Raw genomic sequence first — 14,795 nt, 5'->3', positions numbered from 1 at the left:
TAATGAGACTTTATTAAGGATCATTAGGAGGTTACGATGGCAGAACAAGACTTATATAAGGTTCTGGGTGTCGAAAAAGATGCCAGTCAAGATGAAATTAAGAAAGCCTACCGTAAGCTTTCAAAAAAGTACCATCCTGATCTGAACCATGAACCAGGCGCCGAAGACAAGTTCAAAGCAGTCAATGACGCGTATGAAACATTAGGTGATCCTCAAAAGCGGGCCCAATACGACCAATTTGGTTCTACCGGTGGTCAACAAGGTTTTGGTGGCGGCGCTGGCGGCTTTGGCGGCCAAGACTTCGGTGGCTTTGGTGGCGGCGGCTTCGAAGATATTTTCAGCTCGTTCTTTGGTGGTAGTGGTGGTGGTCGCCGACCTAATCCAACGGCACCACAACAAGGTCGTGACTTACAATATGAAATGACGTTGAAATTTGAAGATGCCATTTTTGGTAAGAAAACCAACATTACTTATAACCGTGAAGAACAATGTGAAACTTGTGGTGGTTCAGGTGCTAAGCCTGGAACGTCACCAGTAACGTGTTCGAAATGTCATGGGAGCGGTTATATTCAAGTTCAAACTAATACGCCATTAGGTCGGATGATGAGCCAACAAGTTTGTGATGTTTGTCATGGGACTGGTAAAGAAATCCAAGACAAGTGCGCGACTTGTGGTGGCTCTGGCCATACGGAACAAAGTCACTCGATTAAAGTGACCGTGCCAGCCGGGGTTGAAGAAGGCCAACAAATGCGGTTGCAAAATCAAGGGGAAGCCGGTGCTAATGGCGGCCCTTATGGGGATCTCTTCATTATCTTCCGGGTTGAACCTAGTGATGAATTTGAACGTGATGGTGCGACGATTTACTTCAAGCTACCAATCGACTTTGTTCAAGCCGCTTTGGGCGATGAAGTTCGCGTTAAGACCGTTCACGGTGACGTGAAGATGAAGATTCCAGCCGGCACGCAAACCGGGACGACCTTCCGTTTACGTGGTAAGGGTGCACCTAAGTTGCGTGGTAATGGTACTGGTGATGAACAAGTCACGGTATCGATCCAAACCCCAACTAAATTAAATAAGGGTCAAAAAGAAGCGTTGAAGACCTTTGCTAAAGCAAGTGGTAAAACAGTTGCTGGCAATGGTAAGAGTTCACTTTTTGATAAGTTATTCAATAACTAACCGGTTGCAAGCGTCTCGCCAAATCATTGGTGAGACGCTTTTTTTTGCTTATCTGAGAATTTCTCAGTTTAATTTCAGTGAACCTTGCTTTTACCGGTCTGCACAAATTGGCATACTGGAACCATCATAACTAGCAACATTTTGTTTATTAACTGAACTTCCCGGCTGTCGATTTTTCGACAAACTGTTTCGATATATTATAAATAAAATATCACGGGTGCTAGTATTAATTGAGGAGGTGAATCATTGGGACGACGACAAACCGTGCTCGTTAACGGTCATGTTACAAAACCGTTACAAGAATGTGTCTTTAAGACACGAATAGGCAACAATTTGAAGTTTTCAGGTGAAAACGATGATTCTATTTTCAAAATTGGTAGACTATTTGATGAATCGAAGTTATCACGCACTGGTTTTATTACGGCGGTCATGAGGAATAGGTTCGTAATCAATTAACTAATGGGGGAGTTAATGGCTTGTGAAACGATTTAAACTATTCATTTACACCTTATTGGGCTTGGTCGTCATTGGCGGTACCTTTTATTACGTACACACCGCTGATCGATCGGTGCAAGTTCAAAAAAAAGCGGTTAAGAAAAGCAAGAAACGCAAAATTGCCGCTAAAAAGAAAAAGTTAAAACGAAAAGTGACGCAAGAGCACTTTTCCAAGACCGAAACTTCGAATCAAAAAATCACGGAACTCTTAACAATGACTAAGTTTGTGGGGACGGCGTTAGTTGTTAAGAATAATCACGTGATTTATCAAAAAGGTTTTGGTTATGCGGATGAAGCGACAAGTCGTCAAAATGTCGCGTTGTCTAAATATCAAATCTTGTCGATTCAAAAGTCGTTAACGGCGGCCTGTGTCATGCAATTGGTCCAGGCCGGTAAAATCAAGCTGAGTGATCCACTTTCCAAGTATTATCCTGGAATTGGCGGTGCTAAGCAGATTACGTTACGACGGCTGTTAGACATGGATTCCGGGTTGACCTTTGGCAATGGGTCTTCACAAAAGTTATCAGAAGCACGCGTGATTGATTACGCGGTTGAAAACTTAGCGAGTGATCCAGCAAAAATTGGCCAATGGAACTATCAACCAGTTAATTACGTGTTATTAGCCGGTATTATCCGGCAAGAGACCGGTGAATCGTATCGCCAATACTTTACCAAGCATATTATCAAAGCGTTGAAACTGAAAAATACGGGCTTTGTCAGTGCTGGTCAAGGTAGCCACAGTACGAAGTCTTATAAATACAGTGGCTCACAAACTGAGGCGACTTATGCGACCCGGTCACATGAAACGAAAGCCCAAATGGCCAACGAGTTAGGGACGGGTCAAATTTATATGAGTGCTGGTGATTTATTTAAAGCGGAACGGGCCATCTTGACCGGGAAGCTGATCACCCCACAAAATGTGGCGATTTTACACACTGCGGCTACGAGCAGTACTTATGGCGGTGGCGTTTATAACTTAAGTAATGGCATCCGCTCCCATGGGATTGGTTATGGTTATGAATCTGCAGTGATGTTGTCTAGCAATGGTCAAAATGGGGTCGTATTATTAACGAATTATTATCGCCCAGCGGTGACAATCCAAACGGCGACCGAAAAATTATTTAATGAATTACAAAATGGCAATCTAAATTAATGGGGATTGACTAATTTGGAGGAGGTGAAGCGATGTTCGCAAAATTGAAAGTTTGGTTTCAACGACCAAGCGTGCAGTTTATCTCACTCACAATTTTCTACTTTGCGGTGATGTTAGCTTTGGTTTATCTCTATGGGTACAGTGGTATCAACCAAGCTAAGTTTATCTACAATGAATTCTAATGGGGCGGCTTATTAAGCCTTAGATTATATTTGGGGGAAAGCAACAATGATTAAAAACATTATCACGACAATTGATGACTTTGCCCGGACTCAACCGGACAAGATCGTTTATGACGTTCAAGGAACGACCCATACGTATGCAGAATTAAAGGCCTATTCAGATGCTTTAGCAGCGCATTTAGATTCACTAGATTTGAAGCCTAAAGCACCAATCATTGTTTTTGGTGGTCAAACCTTTGAAATGATTGCCACGTTCTTAGGGGTGGTTAAATCTGGTCGGGCGTACATTCCAATTGATACGCATTCACCAAACGAACGTTTAACGATGATCAATGAAATTGCAGAACCAGCTGCGGTGATTGCAGTAGTTGACTTACCAACGGGGGTTGGCTCAACGCCAGTCATTACACCAACGCAATTGAATCAAATCTTTGCAACACCAGTTGACTACCAAGCAACACATGCGGTTAGTGGTGACGATGATTACTATATTATCTTTACATCTGGGACAACTGGTAAACCTAAAGGGGTTGAAATCAGTCATGATAACTTATTGAGTTATGTGAACTGGATGTTGAGTGATGACTTTGGGTTGCCGGCGCAACCAAATGCCTTATCACAACCACCATATTCTTTTGATTTATCCGTAATGGATGTTTATCCAACCTTAGCTTTAGGTGGGACCTTGTTTGCCTTACCAAAAGCAGTCACGGATGATTTTAAGCAATTGTTTGCGGCTCTACCACAATTACCAATTAATGTGTGGGTCTCAACACCGTCCTTCATGGATATTTGCTTATTGGAACCAAAATTTGATGCCGAACACTTGCCTAACTTAACGCATTTCTTGTTCTGTGGAGAAGAATTGACCCATAAGACTGCTGCAACCTTAAAGCAACGGTTCCCAGCAGCACGGATCTTCAACACTTATGGTCCAACTGAAACATGTGTTGCGGTGACCCAAATCGAAATCACTGATGCAGCTTTAGCCAAGTTCGACCGGTTACCAATCGGTTATGCAAAAGCTGATACGAAGATGATCGTTGTTGATGAAAATGGCGAACCAGTGCCAGCCGGTACTGAAGGCGAAATCATCATCAGTGGGCCGAGCGTTTCTAAGGGCTATTTAAATAATCCTGAAAAGACAGAAAAAGCATTCTTTACGCTTGATGGGCAACGTGCTTATCACTCTGGTGATATTGGGATTATGGATGAAGATGGCTTATTCCGTTACCGTGGTCGGGTTGATTTTCAAATTAAGATGCATGGTTATCGGATCGAATTAGAAGAAGTTAACCACTTCTTGGGCCAACAACAACACATTGAACAAGCGGTGGCCGTACCGAAGTACAATAAAGAGCATAAAGTCACCCAAATGATTGCCTACGTCGTACCAAAGCCAAATGAGTTTGAAAGTGATTTTGCTTTGACGACGGCGATTAAAAAGGACCTACAAGGAATGATGATGGAATACATGATTCCGCAACGGTTCGTTTATCAAACGAGCTTGCCATTAACGCCGAACGGCAAGATCGATGTTAAGTCAATTATCAAAGAGGTCAACCCAGAATGATGTCCTTTGACCCATACGGTAACCCAACGTACTTCTTATTACTATTTATTGCTCTGTTACCGTTGATGATTGGTTTACTTTACGGTCGGCGTTCACACATTTATGAATCTGTCATCTCGTTTGTGTTCTTAATGTTGACCTTCGGGGGCGTTAAGTGGCGCACCGGGATTGCCTTAATCATCTACTTGGTTTACCAAATCTGTTTAGTTTGGTTATATTCGCGGTATCGACAGCGTCCCGATTCGCCGAATAAAGGCTGGATTTTCGTGGTTAGCGTGATTTTAGCAATTATTCCACTTGCCATTGTTAAAATTACGCCGGCCGTACACCATGGCGCTAGTTCCATTATCGGGTTCTTGGGGATTTCCTATTTAACCTTTAAAGTTGTGCAAACCATCATGGAAACGCGTGATGGGACGATCAAAGAATTCCATCCGATTTTGTTTGGACAGTTCTTACTGTTCTTCCCAACAATTTCTTCGGGGCCAATTGATCGGTATCGGCGCTTCATTAAAGATTATGAGAGTGTCCCAACGCGTTCGAAGTATTTAGAATTAGTTGAAAAAGGGGTTCGTTACGTCTTTCTCGGCTTCTTCTACAAATTCATCTTGGCCTATATCTTTGGGACGGTCATGTTACCAGCCGTTGAACATGCGGCGTTACAAGCACATGGCATTTCTTGGGCCTTGCTAGGTGTCATGTATACCTACAGTATGGATTTGTTCTTCGACTTTGCCGGTTACAGTTTGTTTGCTGTCGGGGTCAGTTATTTGATGGGGATTGAAACCCCAATGAACTTTAACCAACCCTTCAAATCTAAAAACATTAAAGACTTCTGGAATCGTTGGCACATGACGTTGTCCTTCTGGTTCCGAGACTTCATCTATATGCGGTTAGTTTTCTTCATGATGAAGCATAAGATCTTTAAGAGTCGGGTTACGACTGCCAACGTCGCTTACGTGATTAATATGTTAATCATGGGGTTCTGGCACGGGGAAACTTGGTACTATATCGTTTACGGGCTATTCCATGGGTTTGCAATGGTGATCAACGATGCTTGGTTACGTTTCAAAAAGAAACATCAAGCACAAATTCCACACAACAAATTTACGGAATACTTCGCAATTTTCTTAACGTTTAACGTGGTCTGCTTTAGTTTCTTGATTTTCTCAGGATTCCTAAATACGCTATTCTTTAGCGCCCGGCCATAAAAAATAAAACTTACAATTAAGGGGAGTAATTATCATGGACGAAACACAATCAACAGTTCTTTCAATTTTACAAGATTTAACAGGTGAAGACGTTTCTGGCAATATGGACACGAATTTATTTGATGAAGGTATCTTAGATTCAATGGGTTCAGTTCAATTATTACTAGAATTACAAAACCAACTTGGTATCGAAGTCCCAGTTTCTGAATTTGAACGTTCAGAATGGGATACCCCAGCTAAAATCGTTGCAAAGGTTGAGAGCATGCAATGAGCGTTTCAAAACGCCTTTTTAAGATTTTTGGCCCAATTATTTTGGCAGCCATCTTATTATTGGCCGTTCTGCTTTCACCATTCTCGTTTGGATTAAATCATGTGTCAAAAACAACTGAAGAAAAAGCTGCGGTTTCTTTATCACCCAATGTGTTGAAAGGTCGCTTGATTAAGCGGCAAGCACTTGATGATAAGTATGTCCCGTTCTTTGGTTCTTCAGAATGGTCACGATTTGATCCAATGCATCCGTCCGTTTTGGCAGCGAAGTACCATCGGAATTATCGGCCATTTTTGCTGGGGGCGCGTGGTACTCAATCTTTAACCCAATACTTCGTGATGCAATCGGTTAAAAAGCAGTTAACAAATAAGAAAGCTGTCTTTGTTATTTCGCCACAATGGTTCGTACCACAAGGGACGCGGAAAGATGCGTTTGGCTATTACTACTCACCGTTACAAACCACTGACTGGTTGCAAACGGAAAAGAATACTGCGATGGATCGATATGCCGCTAAGCGGTTACTACAAATGCCATCCGGTTCTTCTGATAAAGTTTTAGCTGGCGCTTTAGCCCGGGTCGCGGCTGGCTTCAAACCAACGGCTGCCCAACGTGCTTATATCAACTATAAAGCACGGGTCTTAGGCAGTGAAGATGAATTCTTCTCCAAATTTGGGATTGCGAGCAAGAATTTAAACAATGTTAATCACCAAGAGACACAATTACCAGCAACTTACAACTTTAATCAGTTGGATCAATTAGCTGGTAAAATTGGGAAACAACAAACGACTTCTAATGATTTGGAAATTAGTAACAAATTCTGGAAGACACAATTACGGCGTAACTACAAACGGTTAGCAAATTCGCAAACTCACTTGAATTACACCAAGTCACCTGAATTTGCTGACTTCCAATTAGTCTTAAATCAATTTGCGAAGAACAATACCAATGTGATGTTTATCATTCCACCAATTAATCAACGGTGGGCTAACTATACTGGGTTATCGATGAACATGATCGCACAATTTGATAAGAAGATTCGGTATCAATTGGAAAGCCAAGGATTCACCAATATTTGTGATTTGAGTCAAGACGGTGGTGAAGATTACTTCATGACCGACACGATTCACTTGGGCTGGCGTGGTTGGTTAGCGGTTGATCAAAAGGTCAATCCATTCTTGAGTAAAAAACAGAAGACACCAACTTACCAGATTAACGACAAGTTTTATAGTAAACAATGGCAACAACTTGATCCTAATCAGTTGACCAGTTACGAAACTAAATAGAGTTGTTTAAAACGCAATCGATCGTGAATAATCACGGTTGGTTGCGTTTTTTAATGTTAGCTGTGTTAATTTGTTTTACAAACAATTGAATATATGTGCGAATAAATGATTTATTTATATCTAGATAGCATAATGATAATGTGAAATGCAAGCAGTCCGTGTCAAACGTAACTTGGCCACTATTCGTGGTATAAATTGTCCAATGTTAACTATTGAGCGGCTCAAAAATATTAAAAGGGGTGTATTTTCATGAAACAAATGTTAGGTAGTGTATTAGTCTCTGGCGCGTTGCTGTTATCAGCGATGACACCGATGGTTGCCCATGCTGAAAATACTAGTAATGCGTCAACGACTGGGGATACCAAAGTGACTGCGAGCTTTACGGGTAGTACCAGTACGATTGATCCGGTTGATCCCAATAATCCTGACACGTCAGTTCCTGGCGGCGATGGTAATAACGGGGCTGCAGCTGGGGGTGGGTTATCATTGATCTACGTCACCAATCAGCTTGACTTTGGGACACATCAAATCGATGTTTTAAACGCAACGACGATTCCAGCCAATTATGTTGATTCATCAGATGGTAATAATTCCGCTGATACGAGTACGTTGTGGAATAATAAAGCTGTTTTTGAAGTTTCTGATGTGCGGGGGACTAATGCTGGTTGGCATCTCGATGTGTCGGCACCGAATAACCTAAAGGGTGACGATGGGTCAATTGTTAAAGGTGCGACGTTGACACTGGGTGCTGGGACACTGGGTCACTCTGGTGCAGATGCCAATAATGTGACGACCGCCCCAATTGCGGACGTTTTAGACGGTACTAGTAACACGTTAATGGCCGCGGCAGCTGGCGATGGTGCTGGGGTCACGGTAGATCAAATTGACCCAAGCAATATTCAATTAACGATTCCGGCTAACAGCGTCAAAGCCCAAGGATACACGACAACTTTAAACTGGAATTTAGCTGATACACCACAATCATAAGCGTCAAATGCGGATGGATGACATCATCCGTATACATATATTGAGATAAAAATGGGGGTCAAAACAATGCAACGATTTAAACAACAATTAATCGGATTGAGTGTCTTAATTGGCCTAGTTGCTGGCTTGATTGGTGGTAATCATACGATTCAAGCCGCCGGGACTACTCAAAGTAATAATATTGGGTTTAGTGTTGCGGCCAAGATTCCTAAGAATCAATTGAATCAGAAGAATTCTTTTTTTGATTTGAAAATGCATTCTGGCCAGACACAAACGTTAAAAACGGTGATTTATAATGTGACGAATCGCGATATTAAAGTTCAAACCGCAATTCATACAGCTTATACCAATGGCAATGGGGTAATTGAATATGTGCAACCAACCCAAAGTTTTGATTCATCGTTAAAATTTAAAATGGCTGATTTAACCAAACTGTCCGGTAGTAAGACAGTTGTTGTGCCAGCAAATGGCAGTAAAGTCGTAACCGCTCAAGTTAAGATCCCTAAAACAACCTTTAATGGGGTTATTCTAGGGGGCTGGTATTTTAAACGAGTCAATGAGAAAGCGACCAGTACCGTCAAAAAATCAATGAACATTACGAATGAGTATTCTTATGTGATTGGTTTGAAATATACACTTGGCAAAGTGCCAGCACCAACGTTGCAATTGACTAAAGTAATTGCGGGGATGCAAAACTATCATAAAGGGATTTTCCCAGTTTTAAGAAATCCACGTGCCGTTATCATTAGTAATCTTAATATTAAAACTAAAGTGACGGCTCGCAATTCCGGGAAAACGGTTGTGACTAATACGAAGCAACATGCACAATTAGCCCCTAACTCTACTTATAAGTACCCACTGTTACTAGGAAAGACCAATTTGCAAGCCGGTAAGTATCATTTGCATATGGTTGTTAAGAATAGTCAGCACCGTTGGGTATTTGACCGTAATTTTACGATTAATCAAGCAGCTGCTAAGAAATATAATGCGGCATCGGTTGATACTTCCGGTATTAATATTATTTGGTTTATTGTGCTAGGCGCTTTGGGGATGTTGATTTTAGTCTTATTACTACTTTGGCTTGTTTTATGGTTAAAGCGTCGGCGACAACAAAGTCAGGATCAAAATTAAGGTGCGATGATGCCTGGTTAGGGGGGATGACTAATGTGGCGTCAGCTTAAATGGTTGTGTGTAGGATTAGGCCTACTATTGGTTTTAGGTTGGACCTTACCAACTTGGGCTGCGACGACTAGTCGAACTGAAGTTTCAGTTGGCTTCACTGCAGCCTCACCAGCAAGTGCTGATCAGATTACACCATCGATCCCAGATGGTCGGCAAGCTTATCAGCGAGTAGAAACGCCGCAGTCAACGGCACAAGCGGATGGCGATCAGTTATAACCAAGTCGTTGGCAAGCCTTCAAACGGCAACTGGGTCGCTTACCTCAGACTAATGATTGGCAAAGTTATCGCGGGTTATTGAGTGGTTTGGGGTTACTAATTATCGTGTTAATAATGATTGTTTGGATGCAGTGGCGTCAGCTGCAAAAAGGGAGTGAGCGATAGTGTTCAAGCAACTAAAAGCGTTGTGGTGGCTTTGGGGATTGAGTTTAATAGGCAGCATATTCATGAGTGGGCCATTAATTAGTCATGCGGCTACTTTAACTAGTGTCACGTATACTGCTGAACCTGAAGGCACAGGTGTTTCATTATTAACTGATGATGGTTTTGTGGTCTTCTCAGGCTTTCCAAAGATAACTGCAATTAAAGCGGATAATGTGTCTAATGGGTCGCTTACTAATTTTACCACTCAGCTCCAAGTGACTTATTCTGGGACCTTAACGCCTAAAAATAGTTTTGTGATGAGTAGTTTGTATGCAGATTTGTTTGATAGTAATGGTAAAATTCTAAGTTCGAGTGCAGGAACGAACTTAATTTCGTCAGGTACCAAGAGTAGTTATACGTTTTCTGGTTCTGCGGCAACTCAAACGATTGCTTTGAATTGGAAATCCTGGCAAGGCGCGAATCCGACTTATATCGGGTTACGATTAGTTGCTGGGACATCAACGTTACCTTCTTATTATGGTAACAAAGAGATTGGGTTGGCGAAGTTAACGAGTTTTAACATCAGTAAACTGACACCAACGATCACGAGCGCTTTAACTGAAAACAGCACAACGATTCAAGGTAAAGGTACGGTAGCTGGTGATAAAATTACTTGTGATGCGGATCCGTCCGTTTCAGCGACAGTTGGTAGTGATTTAAGCTATACGTTAACTTTGAGTGGTGATTTAAGCGGTAAAACAAGTGTTACCGTGACTGAATCAAATAGTTCAGGTAGTTATGATGATGGGACCGTAACTGCTAGTGTCGCGCAGATTAAGCCGTTAACGATTGCGGCAACAACACCGAGTTTAACGATACTGCCAGACGATGCAACGGCGTTTAAATCGATGAGCGATGCTGATGTAATTGCTTGGATCGTTAAGCAAGCTGGCATCACAGGGACCGACCCGAATGATAATAATACCAGCAGTGGTATCACCTATGCGGCCAAAGAAAGCAATCTTGGGACGACGCTAAGTGGTCTAGCTGCAAATGGCAGTACGACCGTTGATATTTATGGGACTAAGTCAGGTGCCAAAGATTCGGCCACAACGCCAATTACGATTAAGTTGTTACCAGGTACGTTGACGTTTGGGACCGTTGCGAGTGCGGTTGATTTTGGTAGCCTGGAAATCCCAACTAGTGAAACTTATTATGCACCTAGCACCAATTGGCAGGTCAACGTTAATGATACGCGGACGGTTGGGTCCAAATGGTATTTGTATGCGAGTGCCCCGGCATTAACGGATGGCACGCATACGTTTAAAGGCGGGCTAGTTTATCGAAGCGGTAGTGATGTGCAAAACTTAAGTAGTGGCACAATTGAAGTTGCGAGTGGCGCACGTCAAAGTGGCGTGACGACCACTAATGTCACTAATAATTGGTCAAAGACTAACGGCATCGTGATCGATGCGTTGCCTGGCATTTATGCCGGGAACTACGGGACGACGGTTAATTGGACATTGAGTGATACACCAACGAATTAGGCAGTTAACGAAAACATGGGATCAAGGGTAGCGTCATGCCAACCTTTGATGCCATGTTTTGATTTATAACGCGTATTTACCGGAAAAATTGAGATTACTAAGTTTAGTTGGTATAATTGTCAAGACTAGGAATTAGTAAGAAAGTAGGAAAATCAATGGATAAAGCGACAATGCAAGATCGACAAAAGCATATCCGTAATTTCTCAATCGTCGCCCATATTGACCATGGTAAGTCAACGTTGGCGGATCGAATTTTGGAATTAACAGATACTATTTCGAAACGTGAAATGCAAGACCAAGTTTTGGATTCAATGGACTTGGAACGTGAACGTGGGATTACGATTAAATTAAATGCCGTTGAGCTACACTACCAAGCTAAAGATGGCGAAACGTACATTTTTCACCTGATCGATACTCCAGGACACGTGGACTTTACTTATGAAGTTTCCCGAAGCTTAGCCGCCTGTGAAGGGGCGGTTTTAGTTGTGGACGCGGCGCAAGGGGTTGAAGCGCAAACATTAGCGAATGTTTACTTGGCAATTGATGATGATTTGGAAATTGTACCGGTCATTAACAAGATCGATTTGCCTTCTGCTGAACCCGAAAAAGTTCGACAAGAAATTGAAGATGATATTGGGATTGAAGCCGATGATGCGGTTTTAGCATCCGCTAAAGCCGGGATTGGGATTGAAGACCTACTTGAACAAATCGTGCATAAAGTACCAGCACCGACTGGGGATTTGGATGCACCATTAAAAGCGTTAGTCTTTGACTCAGTTTACGATGATTATCGTGGGGTTGTCTTGAGCGTGCGGATTCATGAAGGTATCGTGCGTCCTGGGGATAAGATTCGCTTGATGAATAGTGGTAGTGAATACGAAGTTACTGAAGTTGGGGTCAACTCGCCTAAACCATTGGCGCGGGATTATTTAATGGCGGGCGATGTTGGTTATATTACGGCTAGCATTAAGGATATTCAAGATACCCGAGTTGGGGATACGGTGACAAATGCTGCCCACCCAGCTGAAAAAGCGCTGGCCGGTTATCGGGAAATGAATCCAATGGTCTATGCTGGGATTTATCCAACTGATAATGCGAAGTTTACGGACTTGCGTGAAGCTTTGGAAAAATTAAAATTAAACGATGCTGCTTTGGAATTTGAAGCGGAATCATCACAAGCGTTGGGCTTTGGGTTCCGTTGCGGGTTCTTAGGGCTATTGCATATGGATGTTGTTCAAGAACGGCTTGAACGCGAATTTAATTTGGACCTGATTACGACTGCGCCATCAGTAACTTATCATGTCATGATGACGGATGGTACTGAAAAAGACGTTGAAAACCCGGCTGAAATGCCTGAAGCCTCCGCAATCAAGTCGATTCATGAACCTTACGTTAAGGCCCAAATCATGGTCCCAAATGATTATGTTGGAGCGGTTATGGAGCTCGCCCAACGTAAGCGGGGTGAATTTGATACGATGGATTACTTAGACAGTAACCGGGTCAACGTCATCTATCATATTCCATTGTCAGAAATCATTTTTGATTTCTTCGATAAGTTGAAGTCTAATACGCGTGGTTATGCCTCATTGGATTATGAAATCGATGGTTATCGGGCTAGTGATTTGGTTAAGATTGATATCTTATTGAATGGTGATAAAGTCGATGCGTTGAGCTTCATTGCGCATAAAGATTTTGCCGCGGCACGTGGTCGTGAGATTGCTGCGAAGTTGAAGACAATCATTCCACGTCAAAACTTTGAAATCCCAGTTCAAGCCACTATTGGGGCCAAGGTTATTGCTCGGACTAATATTAAAGCCTATCGGAAAGATGTGACGGCCCACTTGTATGGTGGGGACCGCACACGTCGGATGAAGTTATTAGAGAAACAAAAAGCTGGTAAGAAACGAATGAAGGCCGTTGGGAAAGTTGAAATCCCACAAGAGGCCTTCATGGCTGTTTTGAAAACTGACGAAGAAGAGAAGCCGTCGTAGAGGGGTTCCGCGTATGCGGAGCTCTTTTATTTTATCGATTTTCCTACCATTTTCCTACCATGAAACTAATAAGTAGGAAAATAGACAGATTTTGTCTTTTTGTCTTCCAACCAAATTTATGATAATCAATTCACTAAAATTGTCTTCCTACCAGTACTATTGGCCGTCATCAAGCATTTGCTCAAATATATCGACGGTTTCACGTTTCATCTTATTTGTGACATGTGAAGGTATCCATAGTGGTAGCAATTCGCGAATGGCCCAGACGTTGTTGGATCTCTTTATAGTTAGCATTGTGTTCAAGCAACATGGTTGCGTGTGTATGGCGCAATGAGTGAAAGTTGAATGGAAAATCAACTTGTTTGCTGACCTTACCTGCATAGTAGTGAATTGCAGATGGCGTGACTGGTTTGCCATTGGCTTTAGTGCAGACGAAGCTACTATCTAAATAGTATTTGCCATAACGAAGCTTATTTCTCATTTGCTCTTTACGTGCCGTTCTCAAAATCTCAACTAGAGTTTTGCCAATGGCGATGGTACGGTAACTTGCTTTAGTTTTTGGCGAGGTGATTTCAAATTGTGACTTTGGTTTCATAATCATTTGTTTGTTGACTGTTAGAGTTTGATCATTAAAATTAATGTTATCCCATGTTAGGCCGGATATTTCACCGCGTCTTAATCTTGTATTGAATCCAATTTGTAGTGGCAAGTAGAACGGGGACGCCACCGGTACCAATGATAGAATTTCTTTAAATTGAGATAAACTAATAATTTTTAATTCGGTTCTTCGTTCCTGGACTGTTTTCTCAAGGTCATCATTGTTAATAGGTAAGACGATATAATCAGCAGGATTATTCTTAATCGCTTGATATGGAAAGACTGCCATCTTAAAACCTTTGCGAAGTACTGAGATAATGATGCTTATTGTATGTTTTGCTAGGTCGGTGGGCAGATTGTTTACAGCATGACGGTTTAATGTACTTGTCAATGATATTGCGGTAGTTAGCTTGTGTGTTATATTTAAGTGTTTTTACAACAAAATTTTTGTGCCAGTAGTCGAAGTAGTCTGCAACACTAATGTTTGATAATTTGAGCGGTGTACTGCCATTTTCATATTCATCAAGTGCCTTGCGAAGAGCGGCTTCAGCCTGAACACGCGTTTTGCCACCATAAGCTTCAAACCGTTTACGTTTACCATTGATTTTTGCACCTTTAAAGCTGTAGTACCAGCTATCGCCACGTTTTCTTAAATGTCCTTGCATGGATATAAATTCCTTTCAGATTGTTATAATTTGATCTTGAATGTAATCCGAATGTATGTTCTTTTTCGCTTCTAAATAATAGCCCCCGCAGGGACCATATTATTGTTTAGCATTACTTACAAATT

The 14,795-nt window shown here is 42.0% G+C and carries 12 protein-coding genes and 1 pseudogene; 12 read left to right on the top strand and 1 reads right to left on the bottom strand.

Annotated elements, in window-relative coordinates:
- The first annotated feature begins 36 nt into the window (after positions 1-36).
- The 12 genes from dnaJ (at position 37) to lepA (ending at position 13,408) form a co-directional block, all read left to right on the top strand.
- On the top strand, positions 37-1,176 hold the full coding sequence (gene dnaJ, locus FFM75_RS04095) for a molecular chaperone DnaJ (RefSeq protein ID WP_137627918.1): 1,140 nt from the start codon (positions 37-39) through the stop codon (positions 1,174-1,176).
- Positions 1,177-1,654: 478 nt separating this feature from the next.
- Positions 1,655-2,824, top strand: a complete 1,170-nt coding sequence (locus tag FFM75_RS04090) for a serine hydrolase domain-containing protein (RefSeq protein WP_137627917.1) — start codon at positions 1,655-1,657, stop codon at positions 2,822-2,824.
- 32 nt (positions 2,825-2,856) lie between these two features.
- The gene (locus FFM75_RS04085) at positions 2,857-3,006 is read left to right on the top strand and encodes a teichoic acid D-Ala incorporation-associated protein DltX (RefSeq protein WP_137627916.1); all 150 of its coding nucleotides are present in this window, start codon (positions 2,857-2,859) and stop codon (positions 3,004-3,006) included.
- 46 nt (positions 3,007-3,052) lie between these two features.
- Positions 3,053-4,579, top strand: a complete 1,527-nt coding sequence (gene dltA / locus FFM75_RS04080) for a D-alanine--poly(phosphoribitol) ligase subunit DltA (RefSeq protein WP_137627915.1) — start codon at positions 3,053-3,055, stop codon at positions 4,577-4,579.
- On the top strand, positions 4,576-5,790 hold the full coding sequence (gene dltB, locus FFM75_RS04075) for a D-alanyl-lipoteichoic acid biosynthesis protein DltB (RefSeq protein ID WP_137627914.1): 1,215 nt from the start codon (positions 4,576-4,578) through the stop codon (positions 5,788-5,790). Before dltA ends, dltB begins: the two co-directional genes overlap by 4 nt.
- Positions 5,791-5,818: 28 nt before the next feature.
- Positions 5,819-6,061, top strand: a complete 243-nt coding sequence (dltC, locus tag FFM75_RS04070) for a D-alanine--poly(phosphoribitol) ligase subunit DltC (protein ID WP_137627913.1) — start codon at positions 5,819-5,821, stop codon at positions 6,059-6,061.
- Positions 6,058-7,341 (top strand): D-alanyl-lipoteichoic acid biosynthesis protein DltD, encoded by a 1,284-nt coding sequence (dltD, locus tag FFM75_RS04065; protein WP_137627912.1) that lies wholly within the window; start codon positions 6,058-6,060, stop codon positions 7,339-7,341. The genes dltC and dltD overlap by 4 nt, the downstream gene beginning before the upstream one ends.
- Positions 7,342-7,590: 249 nt before the next feature.
- Positions 7,591-8,328 (top strand): WxL domain-containing protein, encoded by a 738-nt coding sequence (locus FFM75_RS04060; protein WP_137627911.1) that lies wholly within the window; start codon positions 7,591-7,593, stop codon positions 8,326-8,328.
- Between the two features lie 66 nt (positions 8,329-8,394).
- A complete protein-coding gene (locus tag FFM75_RS04055; RefSeq protein WP_137627910.1) occupies positions 8,395-9,459 on the top strand; it encodes a WxLIP family cell surface protein in 1,065 nt (354 codons plus the stop codon).
- A 33-nt stretch (positions 9,460-9,492) separates the two neighbouring features.
- Positions 9,493-9,726, top strand: coding sequence for a hypothetical protein (locus FFM75_RS04050; RefSeq protein ID WP_137627909.1), 234 nt, complete (start codon positions 9,493-9,495; stop codon positions 9,724-9,726).
- Between the two features lie 227 nt (positions 9,727-9,953).
- A complete protein-coding gene (locus tag FFM75_RS04045; protein WP_137627908.1) occupies positions 9,954-11,417 on the top strand; it encodes a hypothetical protein in 1,464 nt (487 codons plus the stop codon).
- 155 nt (positions 11,418-11,572) lie between these two features.
- Entirely contained in the window at positions 11,573-13,408 is a 1,836-nt protein-coding gene (lepA, locus tag FFM75_RS04040; RefSeq protein ID WP_137627907.1) for a translation elongation factor 4, read from the top strand.
- Positions 13,409-13,564: 156 nt separating this feature from the next.
- Here lepA and FFM75_RS14175 read toward each other — a convergent pair.
- Positions 13,565-14,670 (bottom strand): annotated as a pseudogene (locus FFM75_RS14175) (site-specific integrase).
- Positions 14,671-14,795: the final 125 nt, after the last annotated feature.

The sequence above is a fragment of the Lactiplantibacillus daowaiensis genome, from assembly GCF_005405085.1.
Lineage (GTDB): Bacteria > Bacillota > Bacilli > Lactobacillales > Lactobacillaceae > Lactiplantibacillus > Lactiplantibacillus daowaiensis.
Note: the sequence above shows the minus strand (reverse complement) of the source record. Positions and strands in the feature narration are given on the sequence as shown.